Here is a 16,847-nt window from a genome sequence, read left to right as displayed (position 1 = left end):
CCCGTCGCGAAGGGAGCCCCGCCGGCATGACCTGGCCCGTGGCCCGCCGACGTGACGGGGAGGAGCGTGCCTGGCTGCGCGGGGCGCCGCCGCCGCGCTGGGTGCGCTGGCTGCCGATCGTGCTGCTCGTCGGCCTCGGCGTGCTGCAGGTCGCCACCGAGCAGGACCTCGAACTGGGTTTTCTGCTCGCCGCCATCCCGCCGCTCGCCGCACTGTCGTACGGGCCCGCGGCCACGGCGCTGCTGGGCGGTGTCGTCGTCCTGATCCTGGATCTTCCCTCGGCGGGGTTCGGCCGTCCGGGCAACAGCGACGTGCTGACCGTGGCGTTCGTCTCGGTGCTGAGCGTGCTGATCGCGTGGGTGCGCAGCCGCCGCGACGAGCAGCTGGTCACCGTGCGCACGGTCGCGGAGGCCGCCCAGTTCGCGGTGCTGCCGCCGCTTCCGGAGCGGGTCGGCTCGGTGCGCTGCGCGGGTCTGTACCGGGCGGCACAGCGCGGGGCACTGGTCGGCGGCGACTTCTTCGACGTGCGGCGCGGCCCGGACGGGGTGGTGCGGGCGGTCGTCGGGGACGTACAGGGGCACGGTCTCGCGGCGGTGGGCACGGTGGCGGGGCTGCTCGGCGCGTTCCGGGAGGCGGTGCTCGACCAGCCGGACCTGGAGGGCGTCGCGGCGCGGCTCGACCGGCGCCTTGTGGTGGACTCGGCGCAGGACGAGCATCCGGAGCTGTTCGCGACGGCGGTGCTCCTGGAGTTCCCGGACGACTTTCCCGTGGTCCGGGTCGTCAGCTGCGGCCATCCGTATCCGCTGCTGCTGCGCGCCGGGCAGGTGACGGAGGTGCCCGTGCCGTCGGGGGCGCCGCTGGGCCTGGGCCTCGCGGGGCTCGAACCGCCCGAGCGGCTGACGCTGGAGCTGCGGGCCGGGGACCGGCTGCTCGCGCTGACCGACGGGGTGACGGAGGCGCGGGACACGTCGGGCCGCTTCTATCCGCTGACGGCCCGTCTGCCGGGGTACGACTGCGAGGATCCCGCGGCGCTGACCGACGCGTTGTGGCGGGACGTGGTGCGGTTCGCGGGGACCGTACGGGACGATCTGACGCTGCTCGTCTTCGCTCCGGACGCCCCGGGCGTGCCGGGCGGAACGCGAGGTGTGAACGTAGGGCCATGAAATACCTGGGACTCCCGCGCCGCCCGGGGCGTCGCCGTACCGCGACCGCCGCTTCCGTACTGCTGCTGCCTCTGACGTTGTCGTCGCTGTCGGTGCTGACCGCCTGTTCCGATGACGACGACACGGCCACGCCTCCGGTGGCGTCCCCCGCCGCGACCGCGAGCGGCGCGCGGTGCGAGACGGATCCGCCCGCCCCGGACAGGGGCGCGGACGCGGCGCCGGCCGCGACCGGCGCGTACACGCTGGAGAGCGGCGACGAGGCGGCGCCGCGGAAGACCCGCTTCAAGGCGAAGAAGGACGACGAGTCGGCGCTGCTCGTGTCCGGTTCGGGGAAGCTGTCGACGCGCGACTCGTCCCTCGGCAAGCGGGGTGACACCTCGTCCGTGGACGCGTCCGGCGGCCACGGTCTGAACGCGGCGGCGCTCGCCCGCGACGGTGGCGAACTGTCGCTGTCCGGCGGCCGGTTCATCACCAAGGGGAAGGGCGCGACGGCCGTGTTCGCGTCGGGGAAGGGGGCGCGGGCGACGCTCAGCGCGAACTCCGTCAGGACCAAGGGCGCGTCCGCGCGGGGCGTGATGGCGTCGTACGGAGGCCGGCTCGACCTGACGTACACGGAGATCGACACGGCCGGCGCGCAGGCCGCGCCGGTCGCGACCGGTCCCGGCGGGGCGAAGGTGACGCTGTCCGGCGGCACGATGACGTCGGCGGGCTGCGGTTCGCCCGGGGTGCAGACGAGCGGTGATGTCTCGGTCACCGGGACGCTGTTCGATCTGGCGAACTCGGAGGCGTTCACCGTGGAGTCCGGCGGGTCGCTGTCCCTGAAGGACGTGCGGGCCACCGCGGCCGCGGGCGGGGTGGTGCTGCGGGGCGGCGACGAGACGTCGTTCTCGATGTCGGACGGGTCGATCCAGGCGGCGGAGGGCGACATCTTCTCGGTCGAGCAGGCGGTCGCGGACATCAAGGTGACCGGCGGCGCGGAGCTCAAGACGAAGGACGGCGTGCTGCTGCGGGTCCGCGACAAGGGGGTGGCGACCTTCGCGGCGGACAACGAGAGACTGAACGGCGACGTGATCGTCTCCAACGGCTCGGCCGTCCTGGACCTGAGCGGATCGACGACGCTGGACGGGGCGGTCGCGGGGGCGACGATGACGCTCGGCGCCCGTGCCAAGTGGTCGGTGTCCGGCGATTCGTGGGTCAAGGGCCTCGAACTGGGCTCCGGGGCACGCGTCTCCGACGTGATCGACGGGAACGGGTACTCGGTGACGTACGACCGGGCCACCAGCCCGGGGCTCGGCGGGAAGACGTACCGGCTGAACGGGGGCGGGACGCTGCGGCCGGGAAAGTCATAGGGCCCTTCTGACGGATCTCCGTGAGAGGGGGCCTAGGAGCGTTTCTGCAGGCGGGCGGCGTGTTCGCGGATCGCGGGGAGGTCGCTCATCAGGGCCAGGCCGGGGCAGGAGGTCTCGTAGCCGTCGCGGTGCCCGGAGATCGCGCGGAAGTCGGCGGCGGTGCCCTCCTCGAACCGGCTGTTGCTGTTGCTCGACACCAGTCGCACGGTGGAGCGCGGGTCGACGCCCGACAGGCCGAGTTTCCACGCGGCGAGGGCGGCGATCGCGTCGGTCAGCGGCGTCGGCGTCGGCATGCCCTGGGTGTACGTGCCGATCGCGGCGATCCCGGCGGTGTTCCGGTTGAAGCCCTGGGTGTGGGCGCCGACGACGGCCCGCTCGACGCCCCCGGCCCGGCCCTCGTAGACGGTGCCGCAGCGGTCGACGAGGAAGTTGTAGCCGATGTCGTCCCACTCCTTGGTGCCGGCCTGGCCCGTGTAGAGGTCGCGGATGATGCGCGGGGTGTCGGCGCAGTCGTAGCCGTTCGGCGTGTCGGTGTGATGGATGAAGACGGCTTCGACGCGGTCCGCGTACCGGACGGGGTCCCGGTGGTAGGTGGCCGAGCCCGCCAGCCAGCGGGCGCGCGGCACGATGTGCGGTGCCTCGGCGGAGTGCGCTGCGCCGTCGTCGGCGCGGCGCACCGGTACGGCCGCGGCCGGCAGTACGGCGGCCCGCGCCGTGCTCCCGGAATCCGACGGCCCGGGGCGGTCGATCATGACGGCGCACAGCACGAGGAGCCCGAGGGCCAGGGCCCCGGGCACACAGCGCAACACCGCCCGTACGACACGCACGCCTCCCACTCTCCGGCCACTCTCGGGCCGTCGCGCGCTGTGCGGTCGGCCACATGTCGGCCGGTTGGCGGAACCAGCCCGGGGCTCCGGGTCGTTTGTTACCGATATGGACCCGCACATACATGTCCTCGACGTCGCGCTGATCGTGCTGGCGCTCGCCTACGCCGTGTCCGGCTACCGGCGGGGGCTGCTGGCCGGCTGTGTCTCGCTGGCCGGGTTCGTCGGCGGCGCCGTCATCGGCGTCTGGCTGCTGCCGTTCGCGATGGACGCGGTCACGACCGGTACGTCGACGGCCACGGTGGTCGCCGTGCTCACGGTGCTGCTGCCCGCGATCATCGGGCAGACGCTGGCCGGGCGGCTCGCGGTGCGGGTGCGCGGCGGGATGGACCGGGCGCCGGGCCCCCTGCGGGTGGCGGACGGGGTCGGCGGCGCCGCCGCGAGCGCGGTGGCCGTGCTGGTCGTGGCCTGGGTGGCGGGCAGCGTCCTCGCGGCGTCGTCGTCGGCGGGCCTGAACCAGGCGATCCGCGGCTCGACCGTGCTCGGCTCGGTCCAGGACACGATGCCGTCGGCGACACCGGCCTGGTTCTCGCGGGCCACCGGGGCGCTCACCTCCGCGGGCTTCCCGCAGGTCTTCGACCCGTTCGCGAACGAGCCGTCGGCCGAGGTCGCGAAGCCCTCGGGGGACAACGTGACGCCGGCCGCCACGCGTGCTGCGCAGCGCAGCACGGTGAAGATCGAGGGTGCGGCGGGCTCCCAGGGCCGCGAGGGCAGCGGTTTCGTGTACGGGCCCGAGCACGTCATGACCAACGCCCACGTGGTCGCGGGCATCGACGACCCGTCGGTCCGGATCGGCGGGGTCGGCCGCTCGTACGCCGCGAAGGTGGTCCTGTTCGACCCCGACAAGGACGTGGCGGTGCTGTACGTGCCGGACCTCGAGGCCCCGACCCTGTCCCTCGACGACAGCGCCTCGCGCGGTGACGCGGCGGTCGTCGCGGGGTACCCGCAGGACGGCGGCCTCGACCTCCAGGCGGCCACGGTCGCCGACACCATCCGCGCGGGCGGCCAGAACATCTACGGCTCAGGGAACGTCACGCGCGAGATCTACTCGATCCGCTCCACGGTGCTGCCCGGCAACTCGGGCGGTCCCCTGCTGACGAAGGACGGACGGGTGTACGGGGTGGTGTTCGCGCGGTCCACGACGGACGCGGGGACGGGGTACGTGCTGACGGCCGACGAGGTCTCGGGCGACGCGCGGCGGGCGGCGACCGCGACGACACCGGTCGACACGGGCGCGCTGGTCTCGTCCTAGGACCAGGTCCGCGGAACTGTCCGTTCCCGGGTCCGCGGGCGCGTCCGTGCGGCCTGGGGGGCGCACTCCGTGCCGCCCGCGTGCGCCGATGCAGCCCCGCCGCGCGGGCCCCTTTCACGGCAGCCACACCTACCCTCGACGCCAACTCAGGTATTTCGGGAGCGTGTTGGGGGCATGCCGTTCCCAGCCGTCAGCCGCCCAACCGCCGCCGGAGGCACACGTGCTGGAGCCCGCAGACACGGGATCAGGGGTTGTCGTCGTCGTGGGCGCCGGCGTCGCCGGGCTCTCGGCCGCCCAACACCTGACCAGGGCGGGCGTGCGGGTGCTGGTCCTGGAGGCCGCCGGTGGCGTCGGGGGCCGGATGTCCACGGAGAAGGTCGACGGGTTCCGCCTGGACCGGATCGGGCAGCCGCTCTCCACCTCCTACCCCGAACTGCGCAGAACGCCCGGCCTGGACGGTCTGGTGCTGCGTCTCTTCGCGCCCGGCGTCCTGGTGCACAGCGGGGGGCGTCGTTTCCGGGCGGGCGAACCGGCCGACCCCCGGCGCGCGAGGGGCGCACTGAGAGCGGCCCGCGCCCTGGCGAGCACCCCACGGCCGCCACGCGGTGTCCGGCCCCCGCTCGGCGGCCCCCTGGACCACGCACGGCTCGGCGCGGGGCTCGCCCGGCTCGCCGCCACCGAGCCCGCCCACCTCCTCGCCCGCCCCGAACTCCCCATCGGCAGCGCGCTGACGGCCCGCGGCCTGCCCGCCAGAACCCTGCACGGTTTCGTACGACCTCTGCTGTCGGCCCTGTTGTGCGACCCGGAGCTGACGACGTCCAGCCGGTGTGCCGATCTCGCGTTGCACGCGTACGCGGCGGGCCGGCTCGCCGTGCCCGAGGGCGGCGCGGACACGCTCCCCGAGCTGCTCGCGGCCACCCTGCCGCCCGGCTCCCTGCATACCGGCGTCCGGGTCACCGCCGTCTCCACGAACGCGGTGACCACCGCCGAACACGGCGAAGTGCCGTGCCACGCCGTGGTGTTGGCGACCGACGCGAGAACCGCCGCCGGGCTGCTGCCCGGCCTGCGGGTGCCCGCCTTCCATCCGGTGACCGTCGTGCACCACACCGCGCCCGAGGCGCCGCTCACCGAGCCCGCGCTGCTGCTCGACGCCGACCGGCGCGGGCCCGTCGCCCACACCTGCGTCATCAGCCAGGTCGACCCGACCCGCGCCCCGGCCGGGCGCGCGCTCGTCTCCTCGACGGTGCTCGGGGCGCCGCCGTCCGACCACGAGCTGCGGGCCCACCTCGCCGCCCTCTACGGCACGTCGACGAGCGACTGGGAGACCCTCGCCGTCCACCACGACCCGCGCGCCGTGCCCGCGATGCCCGCACCGCACGACGCGCGCCGCCCGGTCCGGCTCCTCGACGGTCTCTACGTGTGCGGGGACCACCGGAACACGAGCTCCGTGCAGGGCGCCCTCCACTCGGGCCGACGCGCGGCGCGTGCCGCCCTGGCAGACCTGGGGGCACCCTGGGCCGCCGCCTCCGTTCCGGAGTCCGCCCAGGAGGCGCACGCGGGCGAGGCGGCCTGAGGGCGCCCCGCGACCACCCAAGAGCCGCGTCCGCCTCCGTGGCACATTCCGGGGGCGGACGCACCCCACCTCAGCCGAGCGCGGCGACCCGCTCCCGGTACCCCCGGACGGGCCCCGCGTCGCGGTACGGCTCCAACCGCCGCTCGAACTCCCGCACATACTCGTGCGCCCGCACCGACCGCATGTCCGCGGCGGCGGCGGCCGCCTCCGCGCCGAGCGCGCAGGCCGAGTCCAGCTCGCCGAGGCCGAGGCGCGCGGAGGCCAGCACGACCCGGCAGAACAGCCGACTGCGCGCGAACCCCGGCGCCCTCAACTGCAACGACCGCTCCGCGTGCTGCGCCGCGGCCCGGTACTGCTGCAGATCCCGGTGGCAGTGCCCGAACTCGTCCGCCAGCTGCGCCTCGTCGAAGAGCCGCGCCCAGTGCGGCACATCGTCCCCGGCCCGCGCCGCTTCCAGCGCCCGCTCGGCCCGCACCAGCGAGGACGTACAGGCGCGCACCTCGCCGAGCACGCCGTGCCCGCGCGCCTCCACGGCGTGCAGCAGCGCCTGCAGCACGGCCGGGGCCGCCGCCCCGACGCCCTGCTGCGCGACCCGGGCCAGCTGTACCGCCTCCCGGCCGTGGCCGAGGTAGACGGCCTGCCGGCTCATGGTGACCAGGACGTACGAGCCGTACATCCGGTCCCCCGCGGCCTGGGTGAGCCGCAGCGCCTGCACGAAGTACCGCTGCGCGAGCCCGTGCGCCGCGATGTCGTACGAGGTCCAGCCGGCAAGGCGGGTCAGATCGGCGACGGCCCCGAAGAGCCGCCGCCCGGTCTGCTCGCCGTACGTGCCGCGCAGCATGGACTCGGCCTCGTGCTCCAGGTACCGCACCAGCGCCTGCCGGGCGTGCCCGCCGCCATAGGCGTGGTCGAGCGCGCGGAACAGCTCGCCGACCGAGCGCAGCGCCGCGATGTCGCCGCCGGTCACCCGGTGGCCCGGGCCGCGCTCGGTCTGGGTGCGCTGGCGCGGCACGGCGGGTCTGCCCTGCGCCGGGACGCGGTGCGCGGCCTCGCCCCGGGCGACCCGGTCGTCGGCGCGGCCGATCAGCCAGTCGCGGCTGGGCACGACGAGCCCGGCCGGGGTGAACGCGATCTTGCGCAGCTCGGCGTGGCTGCCGGAGTCCTTGCGCCACAGGCCGCTGACGATGTCGACGGCCTCCTCGGGCGAGCCCGCGAATTCCAGGCCCGCGTAGACCGGAGCACAGGCGTCGAGCCCGAGGTCCTGCGCGGAGAGTCTGCGGCCGAGGCGGCGGGTGAACACTTCGGCGATCAGCGCGGGGGTCGTGCCGCGCGGCTGCTGTCCGCGCAGCCATCTGGTCACCGATGTCTTGTCGTAACGCAGGTCCAGGCCGTGTTCGAGCCCGAGCTGGTCCACGCGGCGCGCGAGACCAGCGTTGGAGAAACCGGCCTCCGCGATGAGCGCGGCGAGCTGGCGGTTCGGTGTGCGCTGCGGAGGTCGTTCCGTCATCAGCTGTGCGCTCTCCTGCCTTCCGGGCCGGGGTGCAGCCCTCATGGAACGGCGCGAATGTAGCGGCGATATCCGCCCTCCACGGGGCCTTCGCGGCGCCTTCATCCGATCGTGTGACGAACTCCGTGAGGAGTGGACAAAAAGGGGCCGGAGCGAGGACAGAGCGAGGACGGGACGATGACAGGACGGAGACAGGACGGAGACAGGACGGGGCGGTCCGGAGGCACCCTCCGTTCGGCCATACGATGAGTGTGCGCTACACCCGGAAGTACCCGGGGAAGTACCCGGAAGGTTTTGTCCCGTGCCTCATATCGTCATCGACCACTCCGACGGCCTCGCCGGCACGGTCGACGTCCCCGCCCTCGTGGCGGAACTCCATCCCCTCGTCGTCGAGCACGTGCGCTCGGTCGGCGTCGGCAAAACGTTCGCCCGTCCCTCCGCCACCTATGTGGACGGAGTCGCGGCGCTCTTCCTGCACGTGGAGGTCGGCCTGTTGCCCGGCCGCCCCCGCTCGGTGAAGGCCGCACTCTCCGAGGACGTACTGGCCCTGCTGGACAAACACACGTCGGCGACCCCGGGCGTCACGTGCTCGGTCGAGGTCAGGGATCTCGACGAGTCCTACCGCCTGTTCCCCACGCACTGAGCGCGGATCCGGGCGCCGTACAGTGGTTCGGGGCGCGATATTTGCACGGTGAAGCCTGTGGTCAGGCTCGTAAGGGAGGCACGTGCCGTGAGTGAGTTCCGGTTCGTCCGCATGGGGTTCGGTGCGGACATGGTCGAGTACCAGGTCGCCTGGGACGAGCAGCGCCGCGTGCACGCCGCCCGTTTCGCGGACGAGGTGCCCGACACCTGTCTGCTCCTGGAGCACCCGGCGGTCTACACCGCGGGCCGCCGCACCGCGCCCGAGGAGCGCCCGCTGGACGGCACCCCCGTGATCGACGTGGACCGCGGCGGCAAGATCACCTGGCACGGCCCGGGGCAGCTCGTCGGCTACCCGATCCAGAAACTGCCCCGCCCGGTGGACGTGGTCGCGCACCTGCGCCGCCTGGAGGACGCCATGATCGCGCTCTGCGCGGAGTTCGGCATCGAGACCTCGCGGGTCGAGGGCCGGGCCGGCGTCTGGGTTCTCGGGGACTCCGCTGACACCGCCGACACCGCCGGGCAGCGTCCCGAGCTCGGCGGGCTCACCCTCGACTTCGATCCACGCGCGGCCGACCCGGAGTTCGACCCGCGGCTCAACGGCCCGGAGTACGCCCCCTCGAACGCGGGCCAGCGCCGCGAGGACCGCAAGATCTGCGCCATGGGCATCCGCGTCGCCAAGGGCGTCACGATGCACGGCTTCGCGTTGAACGTGAACCCGGACACCTCGAACTTCGACAAGATCATCCCGTGCGGCATCCGTGACGCGGGTGTCACCTCGCTCTCGTACGAGCTGGGCCGCGAGGTCACGATCGACGAGGTACTGCCGGTCGCCGAGAAACACCTGCGGGCCGTCCTGGGCAACGCGGACCTGCGCCCGCGCCTCGTCGAGAAAGTCACGGCGTAGCGGCCCCCGGTAAAGCTGCGGGGAATGCACCCCGATGGCCAGAGGTTGGCCATCCGTAAGGGCATGAACATCACGGGCGTACCCTGATGTACGCCGAGGAATCAAAGCTTTAGGGAGCCGGTCGTGTCCGCAGTCGCACCCGACGGACGCAAGATGCTGCGCCTGGAGGTCCGTAACGCCCAGACCCCCATCGAGCGCAAGCCCGAGTGGATCAAGACCCGGGCGAAAATGGGCCCCGAGTACACGAAGATGCAGAACCTCGTGAAGTCCGAGGGCCTGCACACCGTCTGCCAGGAAGCGGGCTGTCCCAACATCTACGAGTGCTGGGAGGACCGCGAGGCCACGTTCCTCATCGGCGGCGACCAGTGCACGCGGCGTTGCGACTTCTGCCAGATCGACACCGGCAAGCCCGAGGCCCTCGACCGCGACGAGCCGCGCCGCGTCGGCGAGTCCGTCGTCACGATGGACCTGAACTACGCCACGATCACCGGCGTCGCCCGCGACGACCTGGAGGACGGCGGCGCCTGGCTGTACGCGGAGACGGTCCGCCAGATCCACGCGCAGACCGCGGACCGCGCCGACGGCCGGACCAAGGTCGAGCTCCTGGCCCCCGACTTCAACGCGGTGCCCGAGCAGCTGGCCGAGGTCTTCTCGTCCCGCCCCGAGGTCTTCGCGCACAACGTCGAGACGGTGCCGCGGATCTTCAAGCGCATCCGCCCCGGCTTCCGCTACGACCGCTCGCTCAAGGTCATCACCGAGGCCCGCGAGTTCGGCCTCGTGACGAAGTCGAACCTGATCCTCGGCATGGGCGAGGAGCGCGCCGAGGTCAGCGAGGCGCTGCGCCAACTGCACGAGGCCGGCTGCGAGTTGATCACCATCACGCAGTACCTGCGGCCCTCCGTGCGGCACCACCCCGTCGAGCGCTGGGTCAAGCCGCACGAGTTCGTGGAACTGAAGGAGGAGGCCGAGCAGATCGGTTTCTCCGGTGTCATGTCGGGCCCGTTGGTCCGCTCCTCGTACCGGGCCGGGCGGCTGTTCCAGATGGCCACCGACCTGCGCCAGTCGGCCGCACGCGTGTGAATTCACGCACAAGCGACTACCGGCCGGTATAGGCCGAGAAGGCGCGGTCCCGACCGTCCCCGCAGTTGAGGGCGACCGTCAGGGCCGCGCCTGCGTTTGAGCCGCGACCGTCAAGGCTTCATCACGGTTTGACCGTCCGGTCACGCCCTGGTAACACCAATCAGTGACGCTGTACTCACGCCTCGTACACCTTTCACCCAAGCCGTGATCCGACTTCGAGGGGGGACCTCACCCATGCAGGCCGCGCCCGTACGCGCCACCGCGATCCCGACATTCACCGACGCTCTGCGCGCCGTCGAGTCGCTGCTGATGAGCAGCGGCCAGCGCACCGCACGCCGTAATGCCTGGACCTCCGTCCTGGAGGACCGCCGCCGCGCCAAGGACCGGGTCGAGGCCCAGCGCGTCCTCGAAGCGGTCAGCTCCAGGGGCTGACCCGCCTCGGGGCCGGTGCTGCTGTTCATCGGCGGCTCCCGGCCACGTAGACTTCGAACATGGCGAGGAAGGAACCCGCAGCGGACGCTGCGAATCAGGGGCGACTCAAGCAGATCGCTCTGACCTACAAGATGACCCGCAAGGCCGACTCGAAGATCGGTCTTGTACTCGCGGCTGTGGGAATCGTCACCTTCGGTGTCTTCCTCGCGATCGGTTTCTTGATCGGTCACCCCATTTATCTCGGAATTCTCGGGCTCCTGCTCGCCTTCCTCGCGATGGCGATCATCTTCGGGCGCCGTGCCGAGCGAGCGGCCTTCGGGCAGATGGAGGGCCAGCCCGGCGCGGCGGCCGCGGTGCTCGACAACATCGGGCGCGGCTGGGCGACGACCCCCGCGGTCGCGATGAACCGCAGCCAGGACGTCGTGCACCGCGCGGTCGGCAAAGCGGGCATCGTGCTGGTCGCCGAGGGCAACCCGAACCGGGTGAAGACGCTGCTGGCGGCCGAGAAGAAGAAGATGGCCCGCATCGTGTCGGACGTGCCGGTCCACGACCTGCTCGTGGGCAACGGCGAGGGCCAGGTGCCGCTGAAGAAGCTCCGCACCACCATGCTGAAGCTGCCCCGCGTCCTCACCGGCCCCCAGGTGACGTCGACCAACGACCGGTTGCGCGCGATGGGCGACCTGATGGCGAACATGCCGCTGCCGAAGGGCCCGATGCCCAAGGGGATGCGGATGCCCAAGGGTGGCGGCAAGATGCGGTGACGCTGCCGCTGGGTCTACGTGACTGAAGGGCGCCCCGGGACTTTGTGTCCCGGGGCGCCCTTTCGTCTGCGTGGTGTTGGTGCGTCGGCGAGTGCCGCTCTCGTCGTGGTTGCTCGCGCCGTTCCCCGCGCCCCTGGAGCATGCGGCTGCACGCCGCAGCCCCATGTCCCGAGATGGCGCACGTAGTGCGCATCTCAGGGGCGCGGGGAACGGCGCGAGAAGTCCCCACCGGCTCGCGCACGAAGAACAACTCAGCGGCGCGGGGCACGGCGAACCAGCCCGATCAACTCGCGGCCGGCGACACGCTCAGATGCGGACCTCGACCGACTTGGCCAAACGGTCGTGCAGCCCCCTGCCATCCCGGTCCCAGATCAACGCGGGGACGGCCAGACACAGAAGCACGGTACGGACGACGACCCGGCCGAGTCCCAGGCGCCCACCCGCCTCGGAAACAACCCGCAACCCGAAAAGCCGCTTACCCGGCGTGCAGCCGATCGTGCCGACGGTGAGAACACCGAGGGCGAGGAAGACGAGCAGCGCCCAGTTTCCCGTCGCCTGGTTGTAGCCGTGCGTGAGCAGGCCGTATGCGATCAGCATGCAGAGCGCCCAGTCGACGACGAGGGCTCCGACGCGCCGACCGGGGCGGGCGATGGAACCGGGGCCATGCTCCGGCAGCCCGAGCTGTTCTCCGCGGTATCCGAAGTCCGCGCCCGACTGTTCCATGGCCTCGCGGGGCCCGGAGAGCCACGATCCCATTGCTTCCCTGTTGTCCACCCGTCCACGGTACTGCGCCTCGCGCCTCACACCGTCTCGCCCCCTGGTCCGGTTAACTTCGGCGAAACAAATGGGTCATGCTTGAGAAACCACGTCTGCCTAAGGTCAGGTCCAGCGTGTGCCACCGCACTGGCCCCACGACCGAGCTGCAAACCCCGCCTTTCCCGGTGGGAGTAGGAGGAGTTGGATGTTCCAGAACGCCGATGACGCCAAGAAGTTCATCGCGGACGAGGACGTCAAGTTCGTAGACGTCCGCTTCTGCGACCTGCCGGGTGTGATGCAGCACTTCACGGTCCCGGCTGCGGCGTTCGACCCGACCGAGGAGCTTGCCTTCGACGGTTCCTCGATCCGCGGCTTCCAGGCCATCCACGAGTCCGACATGGCGCTCCGCGCCGACCTGACCACCGCGCGCGTCGACCCGTTCCGCCGCGACAAGACGGTCAACATCAACTTCTTCATCCACGACCCGATCACGGGCGAGCAGTACTCCCGTGACCCGCGCAACGTGGCGAAGAAGGCCGAGGCCTACCTCGCGTCGACCGGCATCGCCGACACCGCGTACTTCGGCCCCGAGGCCGAGTTCTACGTGTTCGACTCGGTCCGCTTCGAGACCTCCGCCAACCGCTCGCTCTACGAGATCGACTCGGAGGCGGGCGCCTGGAACACCGGGTCGACGGAGAACAACCGCGGCTACAAGGTCCGTTACAAGGGCGGCTACTTCCCGACTCCGCCGGTCGACCACTTCGCCGACCTGCGCGCCGAGATCTCCCTGGAACTGGACAAGCAGGGCCTGCAGGTCGAGCGCCAGCACCACGAGGTCGGCACGGCCGGCCAGGCCGAGATCAACTACAAGTTCAACACGCTGCTCGCCGCGGCCGACGACCTGATGCTCTTCAAGTACATCGTGAAGAACGTCGCCTGGCGCAACAACAAGACCGCGACGTTCATGCCGAAGCCGATCTTCGGTGACAACGGCTCGGGCATGCACGTCCACCAGTCGCTGTGGGCCGGCGGCGACCCGCTGTTCTACGACGAGCAGGGCTACGCGGGCCTCTCGGACATGGCCCGCTACTACATCGGCGGCATCCTCAAGCACGCCCCGTCGCTCCTCGCCTTCACGAACCCGACGGTGAACTCCTACCACCGCCTGGTCCCCGGCTTCGAGGCCCCGGTCAACATGGTCTATTCGCAGCGCAACCGCTCCGCGGCCATGCGTATCCCGATCACGGGCTCGAACCCGAAGGCCAAGCGCGTCGAGTTCCGCGCGCCCGACCCGTCCTCGAACCCGTACCTCGCCTTCTCGGCGCTGCTCATGGCGGGCCTCGACGGCGTGAAGAACAAGATCGAGCCGGCCGAGCCGATCGACAAGGACCTCTACGAGCTGGCTCCCGAGGAGCACGCGAACGTCCAGCAGGTCCCGACCTCGCTCCCCGCGGTCCTCGACGCCCTCGAGGCGGACCACGACTACCTCCTGGCCGGCGGCGTCTTCACCCCCGACCTGATCGAGACGTGGATCGACTACAAGCGCACGAACGAAATCGCCCCGATCCAGCTGCGCCCGCACCCGCACGAGTTCGAGCTGTACTTCGACATCTAAAGATCAGGTCCGGGCGACCTGGGCGGGAATCTTGAAACTTGCGTTGACCTGCGAAAACACTGCTCATCGGTTCTCGCTGATCCCGCTTGTTTTCCGCCCTCTGGTGCACCGCGTGTGCACCGCTCGGTTGATTCACTGACGTAACGTCAGCAACAGTGAGGCCGTCACTCCGATCGGGGTGGCGGCCTCACTTGTTCTATGGCGCGACCCTGCGTGTGTCGCTCGCACACACACGTTCATTCGCCTTGAACCCACGACCTCTTCGTCCCGAAGCAACTGGGGACGCTCGCTGTCCTTGGGCTGCTGCGCCTGTCACCTGCGCTGACGGTCCGCTGACGTCCACGGTTGTTCGCGGGTGTGCGTCGCGGTTGTCACGCAGTTAGACACTCACCCGAGACGTGCCCAGTTGCACTCGTCAGCTCTGGAAGTGACGCTCCCATGCAGCCTTCATCTGCTCTCCCTGCTCGGCCGTGATGACCCCCGCGTCTACCGCCACGGCCGCGAGCTCGGTGCCAGTCGCCAGCTTCATTGCGTTCATGGCTTCGCTAATGCGGTCTGAGTTTCGAGGTGTCCCGACGTGCCCAGGCTCCAGGTCATCGGGGAGGAAGTTGGCCACCTCTCCGTCGTTGCGCTCGAACGCGGCTTTGTCCATCGTTACGTGGACCCGCTTCGTGCCGATCGTGACGACGGTCCCGTGCGACCCGTTGTGGTACGTGGGCCTATCACTTGGCCCTCTGACCGTGACCTTGTCTCCCACCTTGAAGCTGCTCAAGGTCTTTCCGCTGCCGAACATGTGAGTCCCCCCTCTAGGACATGGATCAAGAGGCCCTACCTACTGGGCCCGTCCTATTTGTACACCGATGGTCTACGAAGCTCGGCTGGTTTAGCCTTCAAGGCCACAGTGGTTGATCCATCAGAGAACGCTCTGAGCTTGGGAAGCTCGGGTGATCTAGGGGGAGTTGGTTCTCTGGCCTGCGGGGGAGCGGTCTAACGGCCCCTCGACGCGGCCGACTTCGTGCCTGCCGTTCCCCGTGGTTCCCCGGTCGACCTGGCACGGCTGTGGCACGACGCTTCTTCGCGCAGAGAGGGGGTGGCGGTGGATCGGGCCGGACTTCCGATCCCCCCTCGCAGTGAGGAGCTGCTGACGGACCAGCTCAACTCACTGCACCCCCTGTTGGCGACTCCGGCGGGGGCTGGCGGGTACATGGACCATAGCGGGCCGGGTTTCTTGATCACCATTTTTTGGGGTGGCCAACTTCGCTGAGTTGAGCGCCGACTCCCTGGCATCGGGACCACCATCAGCCTCCCCTGGCCCGGGCTGATTGTCAGTGCCGTGCCGCAGACTCGCCAGAGGAGTCCACGAGGGAGTCATGATGGGTATTTGGGTAACGGCCACATTCGCATTGATCGGTGTCATCACCGGCGCTGTCTTGGGGCCATGGGCTACACGACGGCAGGCATGGGTTTCGTCCAGACGTGAGGCGATAGATAGAGCCATCGTGGCGACCAAGAAGGCGAAGTTGCGCCTCAACTATTTGAGGGGCACAGCAAGAGATCAGTTGTTGCCGGTGCAGGTAGGAGATCCCACAGTCGATTACTGGCCGTCGCTGACAGACGAGCAACTGGCTCGCGCTCACGATGCGTACGCCCAGCTACCGCTCGATGGTTTTACTGAGTTCCGAAGTGCCGTTGTTGAGATGCGTGACGCTCTCGCCATGGTGGAGCCGTACGCGGATCTTGATTGGAACTCGGAGAGCGAGTGGCTGCCTGGCCCAGATACGTTCACGTCTTTGCTCGTCCAGTTGAAGCGCGTGCGTGACCATGGCGGCATTTCGCACCGCGTACGTTCTGCTGTCCGGCGGCGGCGCTCCCTGCCGTAACCCACCACCCAACCCCAGCTCCCATCCCGTCCGCCGTCGACCCACACAACGTGGAGCGGGCGTGGTTCATGGCGTCCAGGTGGAGCGCGCCACTGTACGAACGACCTGGACGCCATGAACCACGTCTGCTCGGCTTTGCCTGGGTCGACGGCGGACGGGATGGGAGCCCTTCACGCAACCAACGACGTGCCCGCACTCGGCAGCGCGACCCCGGCCCCCGGTGCCGGTCGATCCCCCGCCGGAGGCATCGTCTTTGACCGCGACCAGTGACCTTGGCCCCTCTCACCTCATCGGGCACTCGTGTCACTGTGGATGCATGAACATGAACGGCCCAATCCAGAGCCACGACAGGTGGACCCGCCCACAAGTCGCTGCCCTTGCTGTGGTGTGCGCGCTCGGGGCCGCGATTGTGGTCTGGAAGCTGGGCGGCACCGACTCCGGCTTCGGGGCCGTGGTAGCCGGGATCCTGGGCTTCATCGGCGGCGGTTGGATCGGCACACGGCTCTTCCCCGGCTACGACGACGACGAAGACGGGTAGCCGCGAAGACAGGTTCCCCGCCTTCACCCGCATCGCACGCAGGCGCGCCGCCGTGCGCGGGTCTTGATGAAGTAGCCGCACCCACGGCCCGAACGCCGCCGCCTCGGTCCTCGACGGCCTCATCATGGGCCTCGCCGCCCCCGCCGTATTCTTCCTCGCCCTGGCACTCGCGCTCCCCTCGCTCGGGCTGTTCGTGTTCGCCGTGGCCGCGATCGCCGCACTCGCCACCCAGGCTGCGACCATGTTCGCGATCCCCAGCGACGACACCGGCAGCACCGCGACCGTGCCGTCCCACTGACACCGGGCCGCCAGCCCATCAGCTCGTCGCCCCTATGAGGCTCGGACCCACAAACCAATGGATCAAAAGTGTCCGCGATCTTCTGCTGGATGATCGCGGGGGCTGATCCGTTATCCAGCTAGTGTCCCGCGTCGGAGATCCGTCGTTAGTTTGTGTATGACTGCTTCTGCGGATGTGCCGGTGCCTCGTCGTGGTCCGAAGTTGGAACCGTTG

17 protein-coding genes are annotated in these 16,847 nt (G+C 70.4%); 13 read left to right on the top strand and 4 right to left on the bottom strand.

The genetic code is table 11. The features are described from left to right. The first annotated feature begins 26 nt into the window (after positions 1 to 26). Together ACIREE_RS15450 and ACIREE_RS15445 are read left to right on the top strand one after the other, a co-directional pair. Positions 27 to 1,163, top strand: coding sequence for a PP2C family protein-serine/threonine phosphatase (locus tag ACIREE_RS15450; protein WP_404151286.1), 1,137 nt, complete (start codon positions 27 to 29; stop codon positions 1,161 to 1,163). After that, complete coding sequence (locus ACIREE_RS15445; protein ID WP_404151284.1) at positions 1,160 to 2,512, top strand: hypothetical protein; 1,353 nt, start codon at positions 1,160 to 1,162, stop codon at positions 2,510 to 2,512. The genes ACIREE_RS15450 and ACIREE_RS15445 overlap by 4 nt, the downstream gene beginning before the upstream one ends. A 32-nt stretch (positions 2,513 to 2,544) precedes the next feature. On the opposite strand, the gene ACIREE_RS15440 is transcribed toward ACIREE_RS15445, so the two are convergent. Beyond that, positions 2,545 to 3,339 (bottom strand): peptidoglycan recognition protein, encoded by a 795-nt coding sequence (locus ACIREE_RS15440; protein ID WP_404151282.1) that lies wholly within the window; start codon positions 3,337 to 3,339, stop codon positions 2,545 to 2,547. Positions 3,340 to 3,445: 106 nt separating this feature from the next. On the opposite strand from ACIREE_RS15440, the gene ACIREE_RS15435 reads away from it, so the two are divergent. Both ACIREE_RS15435 and ACIREE_RS15430 read left to right on the top strand, forming a co-directional pair. Further along, positions 3,446 to 4,648, top strand: coding sequence for a MarP family serine protease (locus ACIREE_RS15435; RefSeq protein WP_404151280.1), 1,203 nt, complete (start codon positions 3,446 to 3,448; stop codon positions 4,646 to 4,648). Between the two features lie 220 nt (positions 4,649 to 4,868). Then, the gene (locus ACIREE_RS15430; RefSeq protein WP_404151278.1) at positions 4,869 to 6,221 is read left to right on the top strand and encodes an NAD(P)/FAD-dependent oxidoreductase; all 1,353 of its coding nucleotides are present in this window, start codon (positions 4,869 to 4,871) and stop codon (positions 6,219 to 6,221) included. Between the two features lie 70 nt (positions 6,222 to 6,291). On the opposite strand, the gene ACIREE_RS15425 is transcribed toward ACIREE_RS15430, so the two are convergent. After that, positions 6,292 to 7,728, bottom strand: coding sequence for a regulator (locus ACIREE_RS15425; RefSeq protein WP_404151276.1), 1,437 nt, complete (start codon positions 7,726 to 7,728; stop codon positions 6,292 to 6,294). A 301-nt stretch (positions 7,729 to 8,029) separates the two neighbouring features. Between ACIREE_RS15425 and ACIREE_RS15420 the strand changes: the two genes are divergently transcribed. The 5 genes from ACIREE_RS15420 to ACIREE_RS15400 all read left to right on the top strand — a co-directional run bounded on the left by ACIREE_RS15420 (position 8,030) and on the right by ACIREE_RS15400 (position 11,547). Beyond that, positions 8,030 to 8,371 (top strand): 5-carboxymethyl-2-hydroxymuconate Delta-isomerase, encoded by a 342-nt coding sequence (locus ACIREE_RS15420; protein ID WP_404151274.1) that lies wholly within the window; start codon positions 8,030 to 8,032, stop codon positions 8,369 to 8,371. Between the two features lie 87 nt (positions 8,372 to 8,458). Then, on the top strand, positions 8,459 to 9,274 hold the full coding sequence (gene lipB / locus ACIREE_RS15415) for a lipoyl(octanoyl) transferase LipB (RefSeq protein WP_404151272.1): 816 nt from the start codon (positions 8,459 to 8,461) through the stop codon (positions 9,272 to 9,274). Between the two features lie 123 nt (positions 9,275 to 9,397). After that, on the top strand, positions 9,398 to 10,354 hold the full coding sequence (gene lipA, locus ACIREE_RS15410) for a lipoyl synthase (protein WP_404151270.1): 957 nt from the start codon (positions 9,398 to 9,400) through the stop codon (positions 10,352 to 10,354). A gap of 234 nt (positions 10,355 to 10,588) precedes the next feature. Next, positions 10,589 to 10,786 carry a hypothetical protein gene (locus ACIREE_RS15405; protein ID WP_324766486.1) on the top strand — a complete coding sequence of 66 codons (198 nt, stop codon included), beginning with the start codon at positions 10,589 to 10,591 and terminating at the stop codon, positions 10,784 to 10,786. Between the two features lie 59 nt (positions 10,787 to 10,845). Next, positions 10,846 to 11,547 (top strand): DUF4191 domain-containing protein, encoded by a 702-nt coding sequence (locus ACIREE_RS15400; RefSeq protein ID WP_404151268.1) that lies wholly within the window; start codon positions 10,846 to 10,848, stop codon positions 11,545 to 11,547. 306 nt (positions 11,548 to 11,853) lie between these two features. On the opposite strand, the gene ACIREE_RS15395 is transcribed toward ACIREE_RS15400, so the two are convergent. Next, the gene (locus ACIREE_RS15395; protein ID WP_404151266.1) at positions 11,854 to 12,321 is read right to left on the bottom strand and encodes an RDD family protein; all 468 of its coding nucleotides are present in this window, start codon (positions 12,319 to 12,321) and stop codon (positions 11,854 to 11,856) included. A 187-nt stretch (positions 12,322 to 12,508) separates the two neighbouring features. Here ACIREE_RS15395 and glnA point away from each other — a divergent pair, with 187 nt between their 5' ends. Next, complete coding sequence (glnA, locus tag ACIREE_RS15390) at positions 12,509 to 13,918, top strand: type I glutamate--ammonia ligase (RefSeq protein ID WP_404151264.1); 1,410 nt, start codon at positions 12,509 to 12,511, stop codon at positions 13,916 to 13,918. Positions 13,919 to 14,333: 415 nt separating this feature from the next. On the opposite strand, the gene ACIREE_RS15385 is transcribed toward glnA, so the two are convergent. Next, the gene (locus ACIREE_RS15385; RefSeq protein WP_404151262.1) at positions 14,334 to 14,711 is read right to left on the bottom strand and encodes a hypothetical protein; all 378 of its coding nucleotides are present in this window, start codon (positions 14,709 to 14,711) and stop codon (positions 14,334 to 14,336) included. Positions 14,712 to 15,417: 706 nt separating this feature from the next. On the opposite strand from ACIREE_RS15385, the gene ACIREE_RS15380 reads away from it, so the two are divergent. The 3 genes from ACIREE_RS15380 (at position 15,418) to ACIREE_RS15370 (ending at position 16,634) form a co-directional block, all read left to right on the top strand. After that, positions 15,418 to 15,798, top strand: coding sequence for a hypothetical protein (locus tag ACIREE_RS15380; RefSeq protein WP_404151260.1), 381 nt, complete (start codon positions 15,418 to 15,420; stop codon positions 15,796 to 15,798). Positions 15,799 to 16,120: 322 nt separating this feature from the next. Beyond that, positions 16,121 to 16,336, top strand: coding sequence for a hypothetical protein (locus ACIREE_RS15375; RefSeq protein ID WP_404151258.1), 216 nt, complete (start codon positions 16,121 to 16,123; stop codon positions 16,334 to 16,336). 124 nt (positions 16,337 to 16,460) lie between these two features. Continuing rightward, on the top strand, positions 16,461 to 16,634 hold the full coding sequence (locus ACIREE_RS15370; RefSeq protein WP_404151256.1) for a hypothetical protein: 174 nt from the start codon (positions 16,461 to 16,463) through the stop codon (positions 16,632 to 16,634). Positions 16,635 to 16,847: the final 213 nt, after the last annotated feature.

The organism is Streptomyces sp. NPDC102467 (assembly GCF_044765445.1).
Lineage (GTDB): Bacteria > Actinomycetota > Actinomycetes > Streptomycetales > Streptomycetaceae > Streptomyces.
The sequence above is the reverse complement of the archived record's forward strand: the minus strand, read 5'-3'. Positions and strand labels throughout refer to the sequence as shown.

What these genes read in the sequence shown, in the direction of transcription:
- ACIREE_RS15370 (WP_404151256.1), top strand. Translation starts at nt 16,461, where the DNA reads ATGGGCCTCGCCGCCCCCGCCGTATTCTTCCTCGCCCTGGCACTCGCG.
- ACIREE_RS15425 (WP_404151276.1), bottom strand. Translation starts at nt 7,728, where the DNA reads ATGACGGAACGACCTCCGCAGCGCACACCGAACCGCCAGCTCGCCGCG.
- ACIREE_RS15405 (WP_324766486.1), top strand. Translation starts at nt 10,589, where the DNA reads ATGCAGGCCGCGCCCGTACGCGCCACCGCGATCCCGACATTCACCGAC.
- ACIREE_RS15435 (WP_404151280.1), top strand. Translation starts at nt 3,446, where the DNA reads ATGGACCCGCACATACATGTCCTCGACGTCGCGCTGATCGTGCTGGCG.
- glnA (WP_404151264.1), top strand. Translation starts at nt 12,509, where the DNA reads ATGTTCCAGAACGCCGATGACGCCAAGAAGTTCATCGCGGACGAGGAC.
- ACIREE_RS15375 (WP_404151258.1), top strand. Translation starts at nt 16,121, where the DNA reads ATGAACGGCCCAATCCAGAGCCACGACAGGTGGACCCGCCCACAAGTC.
- ACIREE_RS15385 (WP_404151262.1), bottom strand. Translation starts at nt 14,711, where the DNA reads ATGTTCGGCAGCGGAAAGACCTTGAGCAGCTTCAAGGTGGGAGACAAG.
- ACIREE_RS15400 (WP_404151268.1), top strand. Translation starts at nt 10,846, where the DNA reads ATGGCGAGGAAGGAACCCGCAGCGGACGCTGCGAATCAGGGGCGACTC.
- ACIREE_RS15450 (WP_404151286.1), top strand. Translation starts at nt 27, where the DNA reads ATGACCTGGCCCGTGGCCCGCCGACGTGACGGGGAGGAGCGTGCCTGG.
- ACIREE_RS15445 (WP_404151284.1), top strand. Translation starts at nt 1,160, where the DNA reads ATGAAATACCTGGGACTCCCGCGCCGCCCGGGGCGTCGCCGTACCGCG.